11 protein-coding genes and 1 pseudogene are annotated in these 18,335 nt (G+C 74.8%); 9 read left to right on the top strand and 3 right to left on the bottom strand.

The window, feature by feature from the left end; genetic code table 11:
• Positions 1 to 76 precede the first annotated feature (76 nt).
• The 5 genes from C7Y72_RS08105 (at position 77) to C7Y72_RS08085 (ending at position 8,436) form a co-directional block, all read left to right on the top strand.
• Positions 77 to 1,483 carry an NAD(P)/FAD-dependent oxidoreductase gene (locus tag C7Y72_RS08105; RefSeq protein WP_107568256.1) on the top strand — a complete coding sequence of 469 codons (1,407 nt, stop codon included), beginning with the start codon at positions 77 to 79 and terminating at the stop codon, positions 1,481 to 1,483.
• A gap of 108 nt (positions 1,484 to 1,591) precedes the next feature.
• On the top strand, positions 1,592 to 3,250 hold the full coding sequence (locus tag C7Y72_RS08100) for an acyl-CoA dehydrogenase family protein (protein WP_107568255.1): 1,659 nt from the start codon (positions 1,592 to 1,594) through the stop codon (positions 3,248 to 3,250).
• Between the two features lie 3 nt (positions 3,251 to 3,253).
• Positions 3,254 to 4,282, top strand: coding sequence for a carbon-nitrogen hydrolase family protein (locus C7Y72_RS08095; protein ID WP_233243775.1), 1,029 nt, complete (start codon positions 3,254 to 3,256; stop codon positions 4,280 to 4,282).
• 11 nt (positions 4,283 to 4,293) lie between these two features.
• Positions 4,294 to 5,424: a LuxR C-terminal-related transcriptional regulator gene (locus C7Y72_RS23935; RefSeq protein ID WP_107568254.1), complete on the top strand. Its 1,131-nt coding sequence runs from the start codon at positions 4,294 to 4,296 to the stop codon at positions 5,422 to 5,424.
• A 111-nt stretch (positions 5,425 to 5,535) separates the two neighbouring features.
• Complete coding sequence (locus C7Y72_RS08085; protein WP_107568253.1) at positions 5,536 to 8,436, top strand: choice-of-anchor Q domain-containing protein; 2,901 nt, start codon at positions 5,536 to 5,538, stop codon at positions 8,434 to 8,436.
• 14 nt (positions 8,437 to 8,450) lie between these two features.
• On the opposite strand, the pseudogene C7Y72_RS24260 reads toward C7Y72_RS08085, so the two are convergent.
• A pseudogene (locus tag C7Y72_RS24260) lies at positions 8,451 to 8,660 on the bottom strand (TetR-type transcription factor C-terminal domain-containing protein); the annotation flags it as partial.
• Between the two features lie 228 nt (positions 8,661 to 8,888).
• Between C7Y72_RS24260 and C7Y72_RS24130 the strand changes: the two are divergent.
• Positions 8,889 to 11,789 (top strand): delta-60 repeat domain-containing protein, encoded by a 2,901-nt coding sequence (locus C7Y72_RS24130; protein WP_107568252.1) that lies wholly within the window; start codon positions 8,889 to 8,891, stop codon positions 11,787 to 11,789.
• A 9-nt stretch (positions 11,790 to 11,798) separates the two neighbouring features.
• Here C7Y72_RS24130 and C7Y72_RS08075 read toward each other — a convergent pair whose 3' ends face one another.
• Positions 11,799 to 12,404 (bottom strand): TetR/AcrR family transcriptional regulator, encoded by a 606-nt coding sequence (locus C7Y72_RS08075; RefSeq protein WP_158276722.1) that lies wholly within the window; start codon positions 12,402 to 12,404, stop codon positions 11,799 to 11,801.
• A gap of 65 nt (positions 12,405 to 12,469) precedes the next feature.
• Here C7Y72_RS08075 and C7Y72_RS08070 point away from each other — a divergent pair, with 65 nt between their 5' ends.
• From C7Y72_RS08070 to C7Y72_RS08060, 3 genes are read left to right on the top strand one after another with little or no spacing between them, the layout of a single operon-like run.
• Positions 12,470 to 13,603, top strand: a complete 1,134-nt coding sequence (locus C7Y72_RS08070; protein WP_107569707.1) for an acyl-CoA dehydrogenase family protein — start codon at positions 12,470 to 12,472, stop codon at positions 13,601 to 13,603.
• Positions 13,604 to 13,606: 3 nt separating this feature from the next.
• On the top strand, positions 13,607 to 15,592 hold the full coding sequence (locus C7Y72_RS08065) for an ATP-binding protein (protein ID WP_107568250.1): 1,986 nt from the start codon (positions 13,607 to 13,609) through the stop codon (positions 15,590 to 15,592).
• A complete protein-coding gene (locus C7Y72_RS08060) occupies positions 15,589 to 17,187 on the top strand; it encodes a carboxyl transferase domain-containing protein (protein WP_107568249.1) in 1,599 nt (532 codons plus the stop codon). Before C7Y72_RS08065 ends, C7Y72_RS08060 begins: the two co-directional genes overlap by 4 nt.
• A 51-nt stretch (positions 17,188 to 17,238) precedes the next feature.
• Here C7Y72_RS08060 and C7Y72_RS08055 read toward each other — a convergent pair whose 3' ends face one another.
• Positions 17,239 to 18,318 carry an alkene reductase gene (locus C7Y72_RS08055; RefSeq protein ID WP_107568248.1) on the bottom strand — a complete coding sequence of 360 codons (1,080 nt, stop codon included), beginning with the start codon at positions 18,316 to 18,318 and terminating at the stop codon, positions 17,239 to 17,241.
• Positions 18,319 to 18,335: the final 17 nt, after the last annotated feature.

Raw genomic sequence — 18,335 nt, 5'->3', positions numbered from 1 at the left:
ACCCTACCGTCTCTGCAAGTCCGTTCACGAAATGAACGGACTTGCAAAACACTCCGGGGCGTGGCATCGTCGCGGCATGCCCGAGACCACCGATGTCCTCGTCGTCGGCGCGCGCTGCGCCGGGAGCGCCGCCGCGATCGCCCTCGCCCGCCGCGGACGTGCCGTGATCGCGCTGGACGGCGCGTCGTTCCCCAGCGACACGCTCTCCACCCACCTCTTCTTCCCCAACCACTGGGCCGAGCTCGAGCGGCTGGGCGCGCGCGACCGCGTCATGGCGCTCGACCCGCCGCTCCACACCGCCGCCGGACTCGGGACCGAGACGGTCGACGTCACCGGCCCGTTCAGCTCCTACGAGGGCTTCGCCCACGGCTCGTGCGTGCGCCGCCCCGGGCTCGACAACGCGCTGGTCGAGACCGCGCGCGAGGCCGGCGCCGAGATCCGCGAGCGCACCCGCGTCACCGGCCTGCTGCGCGACGCGACCGGCCGCGTCACCGGCGTGCGCTGGCGCGACCGCGACGGCGAGGAGGGCGAGATCCACGCGAAGCTCGTCATCGGCGCCGACGGCCGCAACTCGACGATCGCCCGGCTCGTGGGCACCCGCGCGCACCACGAGTGGCAGAACCGCCGCCTGATGGCGTTCGCCTACTACGACGACCCGCGCGACGAGCTGCGCCACATCGCCTCCCAGTGGCGCGACGAGGACGAGCTCGTCACCGTCTTCCCCTGCGACGGCGGGCAGTCGGTCGTCCTCCTCATGTCGCCCAAGCGGCGCGAGGACGAGTACCAGGACGACAAGGAGGCCGCCTTCGACCGCACCGTCGCCCGGGTCGGGCCGCTGGCGCGGCGCCTGGAGGGCTGCACGCGCGCGTCGAAGATCCGCGTCTCCTACAAGCACCCCGCGTACTTCCGCCACTCCCACGGACCGGGCTGGGCGCTCACCGGCGACGCCGGGCACTTCAAGGACCCGGTGACCGCGCAGGGCATCCGCGACGCGCTGCGCTTCGGCCGCCTGCTCGGCGAGGCGGCGGCGCCCGCGCTGGACGACCCGGCGGCACTCGACCGCGCGCTCGCCGCGTGGGAGGACGACCGCGACGCCCAGTGCCTGCCGATGTACCAGTGGGCCAACGGACTCGGGCTCGCCGACGACGTGTCGCCGATCGAGGCGACCGCGTACGCGTGGCTGGCCGCCCGCCCCGACGGGCCGACGGAGGTGCTCGACGTCTTCTCGCGCAAGCGGCTGCCGGGCGAGGTCTTCACCCCGTCGCGGCTCGTGCGGTGGCTGGCGGGCGCGGTCCGCGACCCGGAGATCGACAACCGCCGTCTGTGGACGACGCTGAAGCGCGACGTGCGTCGCGAGGGTGCTCGGCTCGTCGAGGAGCGGCGGTTCGCCCGCCGCAAGGCGGCGTCCGCCGCCGCCTTCCGGGCCGCTCCGGCCCCCGCCTCGTCGGCCCCCGCGGACGACCGCCGGCCCGCTCTGGCCTGAGGTCCGCGGGACCTGGCGCCGCGTGCGTCACCACTGGGGGGACACCTTGGACCCCCTCGGGGGGAATTCCCCTTTCGCGCGCGGTGCCGGGTCGGGTTGGATGGGGTCATGGCCCTCGCCGTCGAACAGCCCACCACGACCCCCGAGCAGCCGCCGCGCTTCGCCGACGTCGACCTCGTCGGCACCGACCGCGCGATGCTCGACGCGCTCCGCGCCTACGGCGCCGACGCGCTCGTCGACGAGACCCGCGCCTTCGGCCGCGTCGCCGGCAGCACCGCGCTGCTCGACGCCGGCTTCGCCGCCAACGAGCACCCGCCGCAGCTCGTCCCCTACGACCGGGGTGGCGCGCGCACCGACGCGATCGCACTGCACCCGGGCTGGCACGAGGTGCTCGGCGCCGCCGTGCGCGCCGGGGTCTCCGGGGCGGCGTGGACCGACGGGCGCCCGGGCGCGCACGTCGCGCGCGCCGCCGGGTTCATCGCGATCAACCAGGCGGAGGCCGGGGTCGGCTGCCCGCTCGCGATGACCCACTCGTCGGTGCCGGCGCTGCGGCTCGAGCCGTCGGTCGCCGCGGTCTGGGAGCCGCTCGTCACCAGCGGCAGCTACGACCCGCGGCCGATCGGCCCGCAGGACAAGACCGGCGCGCTCGTCGGCATGGCCCTGACCGAGCGCTCGGGCGGCTCGGACGTCCGCCGCTCCACGACGGTCGCGGTCCCGCACGAGGACGGCACCTGGCGCGTGACCGGCGAGAAGTGGTTCGTGTCGGCGATCCAGTCCGACGCGATGTTCGTGCTCGCGCAGACCGCGGACGGCCTGAGCACGCTGCTGGTGCCGTGCCGCAACCCGGACGGCAGCCGCAACGGCATGCGCGTCGACCGGCTGAAGGACAAGCTCGGCAACCGGTCCAACCCGACCGCGGAGGTGACGTTCGACGGGGCCGTCGGCCACCTCGTCGGCGAGCAGGGCCGCGGCGTGCGGGCGATCATGGCGATGATCCAGGGCACGCGCCTGGACTGCATCCTCGGCTCGGCCGCGGTCATGCGCGTCGGCACGACGGAGGCGATCCACTGGTCGCGCCACCGCATCGCGTTCGGCCGCCGGCTCGTCGACCAGCCCGCGATGACCGCGGTCCTCGCCGACCTCGCGCTCGAGAGCGAGGCGGCGATGTGGTCGGGCCTGCGGCTCGCCCGCGCGGTCGAGGACCAGGCCGCCGGTGACACGCACGCCGCCGCGTTCCGTCGCCTCGCGCTGCCGACGCTGAAGTACTGGGTCTGCAAGCGCGCCCCCGCCCAGCTCGGCGAGGCGCTGGAGTGCCTCGGCGGTTACGGCTACACGGAGGAGTCGCGCGTCGCCCGCGCCTACCGCGAGGCGCCGCTGATGAGCGTCTGGGAGGGCTCGGGCAACGTGCAGGCGCTCGACGTGCTGCGCGCCCTGCAGACCGACCCCGGCTGCGCGGAGGCCGTGATGGACGAGCTCGACGGCGCGCGCGGCGCGAACCGCCGGCTCGACGGGGAGGCCGACGCGCTGCGCGCGGACCTCGCCGGCGGCGCGGCAGGGATCGGCGAGGCGCGGGCGCGCGAGGTGACCGGCCGGGTCGCGCGCGCGATCCAGGCGGCGCAGATGGTCCGTCACGCCCCCGACTTCGTCGCCGACGCGTTCTGCGCGACGCGGCTGGACGGCTCCGCCGGCGGCGGCGTCTTCGGGGCGCTCCCGACCGGGCTGGACGTCGAGGCGATCGTCTCGCGCGCCACGGGCACGGAGGACTGAGCGGTGGCGTTCGTCGCTCGCACGCTGCGCGCGGTCGCGATCCAGCCGACCCTGCGCATCGGCGACGTCGACGGCAACCTGCGCCGCTGCGCGGACCTCGTCACGCAGGCCGCGCGCGAGCACTCCCCGGACGTGATCATGCTGCCGGAGGCGGCCTCGTCCCCGAACGCGTTCGACCGGCGGATGCGCGACGTCGCGCGGCCGGTCGACGGGGAGCCGCTGCAGCTGCTGCGGCGGCTCGCACGCGAGCACGGCTGCATCGTCGGGGGCGGCTTCATCGCGATCCGCGGCGCGGAGACCCGCGGCACGTACGCGCTGTGCGAGCCCGACGGGGCGTTCCACCTGCACGACAAGGACCTGCCGAGCTTCTGGGAGAACAGCTACTACCGGCCGGGGAAGGACGACGGCGTCGCGCCGACCGCGGCCGGGGTGATGGGGCTCGCCAACGGCTGGGAGTGGGGTCGCACGCAGACCTGCGAGCGACTGATGGGCCGCGTGCAGCTGCTGGGCGGCGGGATGCACTTCCCGTCCTACCCGGACTGGGCGCTGACGCGGAAGTGGTTCATCGAGCGCGACCAGGAGCTGTTCACGCAGTACGGGCGCGAGCTGCCCGGTCGCGTCGCGCGGTTCCTCGGCGTGCCGGCCATCCACCCCTCGCACGTCGGCGAGTTCGAGATGGAGACCCCGATGGTGCCGGGCCTGAAGTGGCGCTCGCACACGATCGGCCAGACGCAGATCACCGACGCTGACGGGCAGCGCCTCGCGTACCTCGACTACGGCGACGGCGAGGGCTACGTGTGCGCGGACATCGAGCTGGAGGAGCAGCCGCGCCCGCGCGACCCGCTCCCCCGCACGTTCTGGAACAGCGAGTTCCCGCTGTCGGCGCACGTCGTGTGGCTGGCGGGCAACGCGCACGGCCGCGCCTCGTACGCGATCAAGTCGCGGCTGGGCCGTCACCGCTGGACGCCCGGGACCGACCTGCCCGACCACGTTCCCGCGGAGGCGGCCACCGAGGTGCTCGCGGGCCGGTAGCGTCGGCAGGCATGACGGAGAGGGTCGTGACGCTGCCGGAGTCCCCGGAGCTCGACGCGGCGCGGCGGCGCCTGCCGCCGTGGCGCCCGCAGGAGGGCGAGCAGGACGCGGAGGCCCGCGCCCTGGACGACGGGCTCGCGGCGGTGGAGGCGGAGCTCGAGCGGCTCGGGGCCGACGTGGACCCGGCGCTCGCCGAGGCCTGCCACCGGCTGAGCGATCTCGTCGCGCGCCAGCAGCAGGGCGCCACGCGGCGGATGCGCCGGCGGCTCGACACGCTGGCGGCGGTGCACGAGGCGCTGACGCGCCTGCGTGAGCTGCGGACGGTCGACGCGATCATCGCGCGCGCCTCCGCGGAGGCGTGCGGGGCGTGCGGCTTCGACCGCGCGGTCGTGTACCGGGTCCGGGGAGCGGAGCTCATCGCGGAGAGCTTCCACGTCACCGGTGACCCGGAGGCGTCGGCGCTGCTGCTGGAGTTCAGCCGCGACCTGCCGCTGAAGCTCGAGCAGGAGAGCCGCGAGCGGGAGATGATCCGCCGCCGCATCCCGATGTGCGTGCACGACGCGATGACCAACCCGCACAGCTTCCACCCGCAGGCGGAGGTGTACGACGTGCACTCCTACGCGGCGGCGCCGATCATGCCGGAGGGACGCGTGATCGGTTTCGTGCACGCCGACCACCGGATGAAGCCCCGGCGCGTGGACGAGTTCGACCGCGACGCGCTCTGGGCGTTCGCGGAGGGCCTCGGGTTCGCGATCGAGCGCGTCCGGCTGACCGAGCGGCTGCGCGCCCAGGGCGACGAGCTGCAGCAGCTGCTGCGCCGCGCCTCCGCGGTCGTGGGGGACTACCTCGACGCGGAGATCGAGATCGTCAGCGCCGACGGCGCCGCGGGCGCGGCGACCCGCACCGCGGAGGCGCTGCTGGCGGGCGGGGAGCCGGCCAACGAGGTCGAGGTGACGCTCTCGCGGCGGGAGCGCGAGGTGCTCGCGCTCGTCGCGCAGGGCGCCTCGAACGCCCAGATCGCCGCCCAGCTCGTCATCGCCGACGAGACCGCCAAGACGCACGTCAAGCGGATCCTGCGCAAGCTCGGCGCCGCCAACCGCGTCGAGGCCGCGAGCATGTGGCTGCGCGCCCAGCAGGACTGAGGGCAACGATCGGCCGGTCACCTACGCCAAACGACCCGGCCCGCCCCCAACCCTCCGCCAGGCCGGTACGGTGATGACGTGCGTACCCCGGGGGCCGGTCCTGTCGTTCGCGTGGCCGGTCGGCGCTCGCGCGCCGTCGCCCTGGCGCTGGCCGCGACCGGGCTGCTGCTCGCACCCGGCGCTGCCGGCGCCGCGACCTTCTCGGTGTCGTCGACCGTGGACGCCGGAGCGGGCACGCTGCGCGCCGCGGTCCTCGCGGCGGCCGCGGCCTCCGGCGACGACACGATCGCGCTGGACCCGTCGCTCTCCGGTCAGACGATCACGCTCCTGACTCCGCTCCCGTTCGCGGCGACGACCGGGACCACCACGATCGACGGTGGCAGTACGGCGATCCCGGTCACCGTCAGCGGCGGCGGGACCTCGGCGCTGCTGGACGTCGGGACGGGCGCGACGGTCCGCATCTCGCGGGTGATCCTCGCCGACGCCGTCGGGGCCGACGGCGCGGACGGCGCCGACGGCAACTCCATCCCCGACGGCACCAACTCCTACGTGGGGGGCGACGGGGGAAGCGGCGGCCGGGCGGCGATCACCGTCCATCCCGGCGGTGCTCTGACGATCGAGTCGTCGACCGTGACGAACCTGCACGGCGGCGACGGGGGCGACGGCGGACGGCTCGGCGGCGGTGCCGGCGGGGGAGCCGGCGCCCTGCACAGCGGCGGCACGCTCACGATCCTCGCGTCGACGCTGATCGCCAACTCCGGCGGTGACGGCGGGACCGGCGGGGCCGGCTCGACCGGAACCGCCCCGGACCAGGGTGGCTGCGCCGCCGGCGGGGGTGGCGCGGGCGGCGGCGCGATCGTCAACGTCGCCCCGACGGCGACCGGCCAGCTGACCGTGCGCAACAGCACGCTGAGCGCCAACCGTGGCGGGGCCGGCGGCCCCGGAGGTTCGTCGGTTCGAGGTGCCGGTGGTGGCGGGGGCGCGGCCGGCGCGGCGATCGTCGCCGCCGGCGGGTCCTCGACGGTGCTCGAGCACGTCACCGTGTCGGGGAGCGTCGCCGTCCCGGGAGGGGACGGCGGTGACCGGCTCGGCGGCCTGCTGTCGTGCCAGAACTCCGGCGGAGGCGGGGGCGGAACCGGCGGGGGTGGCGGCGGTGGCATCCCGCTGAACGACCGCGGCACGCCCGGGAACGGCGGCGCCGGGCCGGCGACGACCGGATCGCCGCTCGAGCTGGCCAACCGCGGCGGCGCCGGCGGCGCCAGCACGCCGGCCATCGTCACCGCTCAGGCGGGCGTCGGAGCCGGCGGCGGCGGCGCCGGCAACTCGAGTCGCACCGGTCGGGACGGCGGACCGGCCGGGGGCGGAGGAGGGGGCAGCAACGGCCACGGCGGCAGCCCCATCGGCGGCTCGGAGGGCCGGGGAGGCGGCGGCGCAGGCGCGGGCGGCGCCAACGTGGAGTTCTCGACGACCGGCGCCGGCGGAGGCGGTGGCTTCGGCGGCGGCGGTGGCGGCCAGGGCGCCGCGTTCTCGTCGACGGTCGCGCAGGGACTCGCACCCTTCGGTGGCAACGGCGGCGGCTTCGGGAACGGCGGCATCGGCCGGATCCTCCCGACCGCCGGCACGCTCGGCGGTGGCGGCGGCGGCGCGCCGGCCGACCCCGACCCGGCGGGCGATCAGCCCGGCGGCGCCGGCGGCCTCGGCAGCGGCGCGCTGGTCGCGGCCGGCACCGTGACGGTCACCGCCTCGATCCTCGCCAACACCGCGTCCGGCGTCTCCGCACCGCTGAGCGAGTGCCGGGGCACCATCACCGGTGGCGCCAACCTGGTCGAGGACGCGGTTGGGTGCACGCGCGATCTCACGGACGGGCTCGTCGCCGATCCGCTGCTCGTCGGCACGTCCCCCGTCGCGGCCGGTGGCCCCACGGCGACGCTCGCGCCCGCCGTCGGCTCGCCGGCGATCGGCGCCGGTCCCGCCTCGAGCGCGCTAACGGAGGACCAGCGCGGCACCGGGTTCCCGCGCCGCGTCGGTCCCGCCACCGACATCGGCGCGGTGGAGGCGAGCGTCCCGCTCACGCTCCGCACAGTGCTCGACCCGCCGGGCGATCCGGGGCGGTTCGACGTGCTGACCTACGGGACCGCGGTGCTCACCGGTGCCGGCGACGGCGCCACCGCGACGACGCCGGCCGAACCCGGCACGCCGGTCCCCGTCGGTGTGGCGGCCGGACCGGGCACGTCGCTCGCCGACTACACGTCGGTGATCGACTGCGGCGCCGGACCGGTCGCCGGGCAGCAGCTGACCGCGAGCTTCAGCGGCGCCGGGACGTGCACGGTCACGAGCACCAGACGCGCGGCGGCGCCTGCGCCCCCGGTGCCCACCGCCACGCCGACCGCCCCGGCTCCGACACCCACGACCACCACGACGGTCGCCGACGAGCTGCTCGCCTGCACGCCCCGGCCGCTCGTCGTCTACGACGTCCGGCCGGTCGGCCGCAACCGCGCGCGGGTGAGCGGGGCCGCCCGGACGCCCTTCGTCGGGCGCCGCGTCGTGCTGCGCCGCGACGGCCGGGTCGTGGGCCGCGCCCTCGTCGGCGCCGATGGCCTGTTCTCCGCGACCGTGCCGGCCCCGACGTCGGCGAAGGCCCGCCGACGCGCGACCTACGACGCGCGTACCGCGGCGACCGCGCCCGCCTCGTCCGGCACCGTCCCGCTGCTCCTCCTGCGCCGCATCCCGACCCTGTCGGTCGCGCGCGGCGCGGACGCGGTGACGGTCGCCGGCCGCGTCTCCGCGCCGTTCCGCGCGAGCGTCCCGGTTTCGGTGATCACGCGGACCGGCTGCGTGAAGAACCGGACGCTCGCCACGGGCCGGCTGTCCAGCTCCGGCCGGTTCAGCATCCGCGTCCCGCGGGCGGCCCTCGCCGACGTCCGGGTCGTCCGCGTCGTGCTGAAGGTCCCCAGCCGGCCCGGGCGGCGGGCGACCAACGTCACCTACAGCCTGCCCGCTCCGGTGGCCTGAGCGACCGGCCGCGGTCAGCCGCGCAACACCAGGTCGCAGTACCCGTCGGCGATCGCGTCGGCGTCCAGCCGCCCGCCGCGCCGGTACCGCTGCGGCGTGTGGTTGACCGCGCCGAAGAGGGCACGCAGCGCGAGCGACCGGTCGGCGACGCTCAGCAGCCTGGCGTCGGCGCACCGGGCCAGGACGTCGTCGAGCAGCCGCTCGAACCGCTTGCCCGCGTCGCGGACGCGCTTCCGTTCCTACGCGCAGGACGCCCGCAGCTCGTCATCGCCGAGGAGACCACCAGGACCCACGTCAAGCGCATCCTGCGCAAGCTCGGCGCGGCCAAGCCGCGTCGAGGCCGCGAGCATGTTCCGGCGCGCGCAGCAGGACCAGGCGGATGCGTCCTGGAGACGGTCGTCGCCGGTCCGCGTCATGGCCGTAGCGCAGACCGGAGGCCGTATGCTCGCGCCATGCACGGGAGGGCAGGGACTGCTCGGCGGCGGTCGTCGTTCGCCACGCTGGCCATCGGCGTCGCCTTGGCGCTCGCGCCGGCCGCGAGCGCGGCGAGCGCCGGGACCCTGGACGCCTCGTTCGGGGTCGGCGGGCTCGTCGATCTGCGGCTCGGCGACTTCCCCGGTGCATCACTCGTCGCCGCGGCCCCGGGGCCGGACGGAAGCACCGTCGTGCTCGCGGACGCCCGGACCGCGACGCCCGCGGGCGGCGCGCGGGTCGGCCGGTTCACCGCTGCGGGGGACCCCGTCCCGGGGTTCGGCATCCATGGCTCCGCCGACGTTCCCGAGCCACCGCCCACCAACGGGCCACGTGTCTGGTTCGGCGTCGATGCGACCGCTGCGGGGACCGGCGTCGTCTCGGTCATGCGCGGCCAGACCGGGGAGGGGTGGTACCTGGCGCGGCTGCGCGCCGACGGCACCCGCGATCCGCTCTTCGGCACCGACGGCCTGGTCCGCTTCCCCACGCGCATCGAACACGTCCGCCAGGCGCCCGGCGGTGACCTGGTCGTAGCGCTCCACGAGACCGGCGGGCTCGTGCTCCGACGCCTCGACCCGGAGGGCGCACCACGGACCACGTTCGGGGACGGCGGCCGCGTCGTCGTCGGCGAGCAGTCCATGGACGCGTTCCCCGCGGGGCTCGCGGTCCAGCCCGATGGCGCGATCCTCGTGGGCGGGACGCGGCCGGTGGACGGGTCGCCGGACCTGCAGGCGACCGTCCACCGGTTCATGGCCGACGGCACGCCCGACCCGAGCTTCGGAAACGCCGGACGCGCGGACGTCGGCGCGCCCGGGAAGACCTCCGCGGCGGAGCTTGCGCCGGCGCCGGACGGCGCCATCCTGGTCCTCGCCCGAGACCACGGGTTCGGAAGTCCCTCGCCCGTCGAGGGACGACTGCACCGACTGACGTCCGCCGGTCTTCCGGCCGCAGGCACGGTGCCCAGCCTGGACGAGCTCGGCGACGGCGGGCTGGCGGTCGACTCGACCGGCCGGGCGACGGTCGTGACCGGCGACCCGGACGAACCGGACACGCTCGTGCGACGGTTCGACGCGGACGGAACGCCGACCGCGGCCTTCGGCACGGCGGGAGTCGTGCGGCTGGACGACATGCAGCGGGCACGGCTGGTGACCGTCGGGGGGCAGGTCCAGCTCGTCGGCAGCCCGCCGACCCAGGAGACCGTCGACACCGTGCTGGTGCGCTTCGCCGCCGATGGGCCCGATCCCGCCTTCGGCACCGCCGGCCGCCGCACCGGCCAGATCGGCTCCGAGCCCTCCGGGCGCACGCGTGGCGCCGGACTGCTGCCGGACGGCCGCCTGGTCGAAGTCGGCACGTTCCGCAGAGGTCTGATCGGGGAGGCCGCCGGATCCCTCGTGCTCGGTGCCGACGGGCGGACTCACGACGGTCCCCGCGCGCTCACCGGGCCCGCGGCCCTCCAGGAGGTGGTGACCCTCGTCGGAGGCGAACGCGTCGCGGTCGGCACCGCGCTCGCACCGTCCGGGCTCTCGGCGCACCTCGTGACCGCGGCGTTGGGCGCCGACGGCCATCCGACCGGCCTGCGGGTCACGGAGGTCGACGTCGAATCCCACACGGGTCGCGTGCACGCGACCCGCGTGGGCGCAGGGCTCGCGACGTTGCTCGGCGGCCTCGGCGGCGACATGCAGCTGTCCCGGCTCGCCGCGGACGGCCAGCTGGACGGCACCTTCGGGGTCGAAGGGACGGTGAGCGTCGCCCCCGGGCTCCCGCTGGACATCGCGACCGACGCGGCGGATCGGCTGCAGACCTTCAGCGTGCGGCTCCACACGGCGAACGTCCGGACACCCATCGTCCGACGCTACCGCTCCGACGGATCGCTCGACCCGGACTTCGCCGGAGATGGGGAGCTCGAGCTCCCGTCGTTCCGCGTGCACGACGACTACACCGGGGCCCTCGTCGCCCTCCCGGGCGGGGACGTCGTCGCGATCGGCACCGCCGTAGCGCCGGTCGGCGACCGCATCCGCCTCGCCCGTATCGCGCCCACCGGCGCGGTCACCGAGACCACCCTCACGAACCACCCGGGCGACCAGATCGGCCACCGCATCGAGGCCGCCACGATGGACGCTCAGGACCGCGTACTGCTCGCCGGGACGCACGTCTTCTCCGATGGCCGTACAACGGGCACGCTGTTCGTCCGACGGCTGACGCCGGCACTCGAGCCGGAGACGACGTTCGGCACGCTCGGTGAGGCCGCGATCGACCGGACCGCGAATCAGGATCTCGAGTTCGGCGGACTGGTCGTCCGCCCCTCGGGCGCGCCCGTCGTCGCCGGCACGGTGTTCACGTCCGGACCGCGCTGGTTCGCCGCGCAGCTCACGCCGGAGGGAGATCCGGCACCGCAGCCGACTCCGACGCCGGAGCCGACGCCCGTGACCGAACCCACCCCGGTCGCGACGCCGACGCCCGCCCCGACGGTTCGTCCGACTCCCTCCCCGACTCCCCGCCCGCAGCCGACCGTCACCCCGGGGCCGTCGACCACGCCGAGCCGCATCGCCGTCCGCGTGCCCGCGTCCATCTCGCGCTCGGCTCTCGTCGCTCGCGGGTTGCGCGCGAACGTGACCTGCCCGGTCGCGTGCAGCCTCGCGGCCACCGCAACGCTCGACGCCCGGTCCACCCGAGCGTTGCGCCTGTCGAGTCGCCGGCTCGCAGCGGTGACCCGGCGGCCGCGGACCCGCACGTCCACCCTGAACTTGAGGCCCCGGAGCCAGGCGCGACGACGACTGCGCGGTCTTCGCCGCCCCGCCACCATCGTGGTGCGCATCAGCGCCCGGATGACCACCGGCCGGGCCCTGACTCCGACACGAGTCCAGATCCGCCTGCGGCCGTGATCTCCGGCGTCAGCCGGCCCGCAGCACCAGGTCGCAGTACCCGACGGCGATCGCGGCCGCGTCCAGCCGGCCGCCACGCCGGTACCACTGCGGCGTGTGGTTGACCGCGCCGAGCAGGGCGCGCAGCGCGATCGACCGGTCCTCGACCGCGAGCAGCCCGGCGTCGGCACAGCGGGCGAGCACGTCGTCGAGCAGCCGTTCGAACCGCTTGCGCGCGTCGCGCACGCGCTTCCACTGCGGGTCGCCCTCGAGGACGCGGCGCTCTTGGAGGAAGACGACCATGTGGTCGAGGTGGCCTTCGACGTGCTCCACCCACGCACGCACCAGCGCGCGGAGCTCGGCGTCGGGCGGCCCGTCGAACTCCCCCACGAGCGTGGACGCGCGCTCCAGCAGCGGGTCGAGCAGCTCGTCGCAGATGCGGACGAGCAGCGCCTCCTTGCCGTCGATGTAGTGGTAGATGCCGCCCGCCGTCATGCCGGTGGCGGCGACGAGGTCGGCCATCGACGTGGCGCTGTAGCCCTGCTGCGCGAACAGGCGCGCGGCGGCGTCCACGAGCTCCTGCTGCTTGCGGTCGTACTTCGCGCGCAGGGCGGGTCTTGTGGGCGGCTCACGCACGACGCGCGCCAGTTTACCGAACGACTACTAGAACTTCGAACGACCATTCGGTTATGGTCGGGGGCATGTTCTTCGACCTGGACGACGAGACCGAGCTGCTGCGCCGCACCGTGCGCGAGTTCGCCGAGGGCGAGGTCCGCCCCGTGGCCGAGCACCTCGACCGGACGAAGTCGTTCCCGTACGAGCTCGTCGCCAAGATGGGCGAGCTGGGCTGGATGGGCATCCCCTTCCCGGAGGAGGTCGGCGGCGCGGGCGGCACGTCGCTGCAGTACGCGATCGCCGTCGAGGAGCTCACCCGGATCGACTCGTCCGTGGCGATCACCATGTGCGCCCACACCTCGCTGGGCACCCAGCCGATCTACCTGTTCGGCAACGACGCGCAGAAGCAGGAGCTGCTGCCCGACCTCTGCGCCGGCCGCACGCTCGGGGCCTTCGGCCTGACCGAGCCCGAGGCGGGCAGCGACGCGGGCAACGCGCGTACCCGCGCCACCGAGAACGGCGGCACCTGGACGATCAACGGCGCCAAGCAGTTCATCACCAACGCCGGCACCGACATCACCGGCCACGTCGCGATCACCGCCCGCACGGGCGACGACGAGATCACGAACTTCATCGTCCCCAACGGCACCCCCGGCTACGAGCAGGGCGAGCCGTACCGCAAGATGGGCTGGAACGCGTCGGACACGCGGCCGCTGACGTTCACCGACGTCGAGGTCCCCGACGAGAACATGCTCGGCCCGCGCGGCCAGGGCTTCAAGCAGTTCCTGCGGATCCTCGACATCGGCCGCATCGGCGTCGCCGCGATGGGCGTCGGCCTGGCGCAGGGCTGCCTCGACGAGGCGCTCGCGTACTCCAAGGAGCGGGTCGCGTTCGGCAAGTCGATCTCGAAGTTCCAGGCGATCCAGACGAAGCTCGCCGACATGGCGACCGAGATCGAGGCCGCGCGCCTGCTCACCTACAAGGCCGCGTGGCTGAAGGACGAGGGCCGCGACTTCTCGCTCACCGCCGCGCAGGCGAAGCTCAAGACCGGCCGCCTCGCGGTGAAGTGCGCCGAGGAGGCCGTGCAGATCCACGGCGGGTACGGCTACATCGAGGAGTACCCCGTCTGCCGGCACTATCGCGACGCGAAGATCCTCACGATCGGCGAGGGCACCGACGAGGTGCAGCACATGGTCATCTCCCGCGCCCTCGGCGCCTGAGAGATGTTCGAGCGCGTCCTCATCGGCAACCGCGGCGAGATCGCGGTCCGCATCGCTCGCACGCTGCGCGCGATGGGGATCGAGTCCGTCGCGGTCTTCTCCGACGCCGACCGCGAGGCGCCGCACGTGAAGGCGGCGGACGTCGCCGTCGCGATCGGGGGGAGGACGCCCGGCGAGTCGTACCTGAAGGCCGACCTGCTCCTGGATGCCGCGAAGCGGACGGGCGCCCAGGCGATCCACCCCGGCTTCGGCTTCCTGTCGGAGAACGCGGCGTTCGCGCAGGCGGTCGCCGACGCCGGCCTCACCTGGATCGGCCCGCCGGCGAGCGCGATCGAGCTGATGGGCTCGAAGACCGCCGCCAAGCGCGCGGCGGAGGAGGCCGGCGTGCCGGTCGTCCCCGGCATCCACCGGGAAGGGTTGACCGACGAGGACCTCCTCGCCTGGGCCGAGGGTCAGAAGTACCCGCTGCTCGTGAAGGCGGCGGCGGGTGGCGGCGGACGCGGGATGCGCGTCGTCGACGAGGCGACGAAGCTCCCCGACGCCCTGCAGGCCGCGCGCCGCGAGGCGCAGTCCGCCTTCGGCGACGACCAGCTGCTGATCGAGCGCTACGTCGAGACCGCGCGCCACATCGAGGTGCAGGTCATGGCCGACACCCACGGCAACGTCGTCCACCTGAACGAGCGTGAGTGCTCGCTGCAGCGTCGCCACCAGAAGGTCATCGAGGAGGCGCCGTCCCCGGTCGTGTCGCCGGAGCTCCGCGCGCAGCTCGGTGCCGAGTCCGTCGCCCTCGCGAAGGCCTGCGGCTACGTCGGCGCAGGCACGATCGAGTTCATCGCCGACGCCGCCGACCCGGCGGAGCACTTCTTCCTGGAGATGAACACCCGGCTGCAGGTCGAGCACCCGGTGACCGAGCTGATCACCGGCGTCGACCTCGTCGAGCTGCAGCTGCGCGTCGCCGCGGGGGAGGAGCTGCCCGTCGCCCAGGAGGACATCGGTGTCAGCGGTCACGCCGTCGAGGCGCGCCTGTACGCGGAGACCGCCGCGTTCCTCCCCAGCGCGGGCGACGTGCTCGCCGCGCACTTCCCGTTCGGTGATCCGGGGGTCCGGATCGACGGCGCGCTCGAGGGCGGCATGACGATCGGGACCGACTACGACCCGATGCTCGCGAAGGTCATCGCGCACGGGCCGGACCGCGCGACCGCGCTCGCGCGGCTGGACCGCGCGCTCGCCCGCACCGCCGTCCTCGGGCTCGAGACGAACGCCTTCCCGCTGCGCGCGCTGCTGCGTGACGACGACGTCCGCGCGGCGAAGATGGACACTGCGCAGGTCGAGCGGCTGACCTTTCCCGCGCCGCCGGCCGACGAGGCACTCGCCACGACGGCACTGCTGTGGACCCTGCTCGCGCGCGAGACGACCGCCGACGGCGACCCGCTCGCGGCCCGGGACGGCTGGCGCGTCGGGAGCTCCGGTCGCCTGCGGTGGCGGCTCGTCGTGGGGGACGACGGCGCCGAGCGCGAGGTGGTCCTGACCGGGTCGCCCGACGCCGCGGAGATCACGCTGGACGACGAGACCCGGACGTGGACCGGGGCCGCCGTGGCGCGGGTCGACGCCGACACCGTCGCCGTGACGCTCGACGGCCTGCGGCACGCGGTCCGGTACGCGATCGCGCCGGACGGGACGATCTGGGTGGGTCGCGACGGCTGGGCCCTCCCCGTCCGTCAGCTCACCGGAGCCGCCGACGACAGCGCCACGTCCACCGGGTCGCTGGCGGCGCCGATGCCGGGCCTGATCCTGGACGTCCGGGCGCCCGAGGGGACGAGCGTCAAGGAGGGCGACCCCATCGTGGTGCTGGAGTCGATGAAGATGGAGATCGTGCTCGCCGCGCCGATGGACGGCGTCGTGGCCGAGGTCCGCGTCGCGCAGGGGGACCGGGTGGCCGTCGGCGACCTCGTCGCCAGTGTCGAGCCCGAGAAGGAGAACGACCAGTGAGCCGTGTCCTGCGCAGCACCGCCCGGCCCGACGAGGCCAACCGCACCGCCCACGAGGCGCTGCTCGAGGACCTCCGCGACCAACTCGCGCGGGTGCATGCCGGCGGGGGAGAGGTCGCCGTCGAGCGGCACCTGAAGCGCGGCAAGCTGCTCGCGCGCGACCGCGTCGAGCGGCTCTGCGACCGCGGCAGCGCGTTCCTGGAGCTCTCCCCCCTGGCCGCCCACGGCATGTACGACGGCGCCGCCCCGGGCGCCGGGATCGTCACCGGGATCGGCATGGTGTCCGGCCGGCCGTGCGTGATCGTCGCCAACGACGCGACCGTCAAGGGCGGCACCTACTACCCGATCACCGTCAAGAAGCACCTGCGCGCGCAGGAGATCGCCGAGCGCAACCACCTGCCCGCGATCTACCTCGTCGACTCCGGCGGCGCGTTCCTGCCCCAGCAGGACGAGGTCTTCCCCGACAAGGACGACTTCGGCCGGATCTTCTTCAACCAGGCGCAGATGTCCGCGAAGGGCATCCCCCAGATCGCGTGCGTGATGGGCTCGTGCACGGCGGGCGGCGCGTACGTCCCGGCGATGAGCGACGAGACCGTCATCGTCAAGGAGCAGGGCACGATCTTCCTCGGTGGCCCGCCGCTGGTGAAGGCGGCGACCGGCGAGGAGGTCTCCGCGGAGGACCTCGGCGGCGGCGACCTGCACTCGCGCACCTCCGGGGTGACCGACCACCTCGCCGCCGACGACGCGGACGCGCTGCACCGCGTGCGCTCGATCGTCGCGACGCTGAACGACGCGCCCGCCCCGCCGTGGACGACCCGCGACCCGCAGGCGCCGGCGCTGGACCCGGACACGCTGCTGGACGTCGTCCCCCCGTCCCCGCGCACCCCGTACGACGTGCGCGAGGTCATCGCGCGCGTCGTCGACGGCAGCCGCTTCCACGAGTTCAAGGAGCACTACGGCGAGACGGTCGTCACCGGGTTCGCGCACGTGCACGGCCACCCGGTCGGGATCGTCGGCAACAACGGCGTGCTGTTCGGGGAGAGCGCGCGGAAGGCCGCGCACTTCGTCGAGCTGTGCGACCAGCGCGGCATCCCGCTGCTGTTCCTGCAGAACATCTCGGGCTTCATGGTCGGCCGCGAGTACGAGGCGGGCGGCATCGCCCGCGACGGCGCGAAGATGGTCACGGCGGTCGCCACCGCGCGCGTCCCGAAGATCACGGTCGTGGTCGGCGGCTCGTTCGGCGCCGGCAACTACGGCATGTGCGGCCGCGCCTACGACCCGCGGTTCCTGTTCATGTGGCCCAACGCGCGGATCAGCGTGATGGGCGGCGAGCAGGCCGCCACCGTCCTCGCGACCGTGCGCCGCGACCAGCTCGCCGCCCGCGGCGTCGAGTGGCCGGCGGAGGAGGAGCAGCAGCTGCGCGCCGGGATCGAGGAGCAGTTCGAGACGCAGGGCCACCCCTACTACTCGTCGGCGCGGCTGTGGGACGACGGGATCATCGACCCGCGCGACACCCGCCGCGTCGTGGCGCTCGCGCTCAGCGCCTGTGCCGGCGCGCCGGTGCCGGAGCCCACGCGGCCGCTGTACCGGATGTAGCCCCGCCCGCACCGGCCACCGCGTCGGTGGCCGGGCGCCGGCGGGACGCGCTCAGGCGTTCGCGAGCGTCGGGTAGTCGGTGTAGCCCTTCGGGCCGCCCTGGTAGAAGGTCGAGTCGTCGGGCTCGTTGAGCTCGGCGCCGGCCTCGAGACGGGCGGGCAGGTCGGGGTTGGCGAGGAAGCGGCGCCCGTAGGCGACGAGGTCGGCCTTGCCGTCGGCGATCAGCGCGTCGGCGCCGTCGACGTCCCACTCCTGGGTGAAGCCCTCGTTGACCATCAGCGTGCCCGGGTAGGCCTTGCGGGCCTGCTCGAGGACGTCGTAGCCGACGATCGAGGACGTGTCGAGCACGTGCACGTAGAGGAGGTCGAGCGCGGCGAGCTCCGCGTAGAGCGCGTCGTAGGTCTCGCGCGCGTCGGCCTCGCTCATGTCGTTGAACTGGTGCCCGGGCGAGACGCGGATGCCGACGTGGCGCTCCCCGATCTCGGCGACGACGGCCTTGACGACCTCGACGACGAAGCGGACGCGGCCGGCGACGTCGGTGCCGTAGCCGTCGGTGCGCTGGTTGGTCCCGGAGGCGAGGAACTGGTGCAGCAGGTAGCCGTTGGCGGCGTGCAGCTCGACGCCGTAGGCGCCGGCGGCGCGGGCGCGGCGGGCGGCGTCGACGTACGCGTCGCGGATGCGGGCGAGCTCGTCGGTCGGCAGCTCGCGGGGCTCCTCGTAGGGCTTCATGCCCTCGGGCGTGAAGACCTCCCCGGCGGCCGCGATCGCGGACGGGGCGACGGGCTGCTCACCGGTGTAGAAGGAGTGCGCGACGCGCCCGCAGTGCATCAGCTGGACGACGAGCTTGCCGTCGCCCGCCTCGGCGACCGCGTCGGCGACGAGCTTCCAGCCCGCCTGCTGCTCGTCGGAGTGCAGGCCCGGCGTGTCGAGGTAGCCCTGCCCGTCGGCGGCGGGCTGCGTGCCCTCGGTGACGAGGATCGCGGCGCTGGCGCGCTGCGCGTAGTACTCGGCGTTGAGGGGGCCGGGGACGGTGCCGACGGCGCGGTTGCGGGTCAGCGGCGCGAGGGCGATCCGGTGCGGGACCGAGAGGTCGCCGTGCGTGTACGGGGAGAAGAGGTTCGGGTAGGACATGTACTTGACCATACAAC

The sequence above is a fragment of the Paraconexibacter algicola genome, from assembly GCF_003044185.1.
Lineage (GTDB): Bacteria > Actinomycetota > Thermoleophilia > Solirubrobacterales > Solirubrobacteraceae > Paraconexibacter > Paraconexibacter algicola.
The sequence above is the reverse complement of the archived record's forward strand: the minus strand, read 5'-3'. Positions and strand labels throughout refer to the sequence as shown.

Bases quoted from the DNA above. Each gene is read 5' to 3' on its own strand.
- C7Y72_RS08105 (WP_107568256.1), top strand. From the start codon at position 77: ATGCCCGAGACCACCGATGTCCTCGTCGTCGGCGCGCGCTGCGCCGGG.
- C7Y72_RS08100 (WP_107568255.1), top strand. From the start codon at position 1,592: ATGGCCCTCGCCGTCGAACAGCCCACCACGACCCCCGAGCAGCCGCCG.
- C7Y72_RS23935 (WP_107568254.1), top strand. From the start codon at position 4,294: ATGACGGAGAGGGTCGTGACGCTGCCGGAGTCCCCGGAGCTCGACGCG.
- C7Y72_RS24130 (WP_107568252.1), top strand. From the start codon at position 8,889: ATGCACGGGAGGGCAGGGACTGCTCGGCGGCGGTCGTCGTTCGCCACG.
- C7Y72_RS08070 (WP_107569707.1), top strand. From the start codon at position 12,470: ATGTTCTTCGACCTGGACGACGAGACCGAGCTGCTGCGCCGCACCGTG.
- C7Y72_RS08065 (WP_107568250.1), top strand. From the start codon at position 13,607: ATGTTCGAGCGCGTCCTCATCGGCAACCGCGGCGAGATCGCGGTCCGC.
- C7Y72_RS08055 (WP_107568248.1), bottom strand. From the start codon at position 18,318: ATGTCCTACCCGAACCTCTTCTCCCCGTACACGCACGGCGACCTCTCG.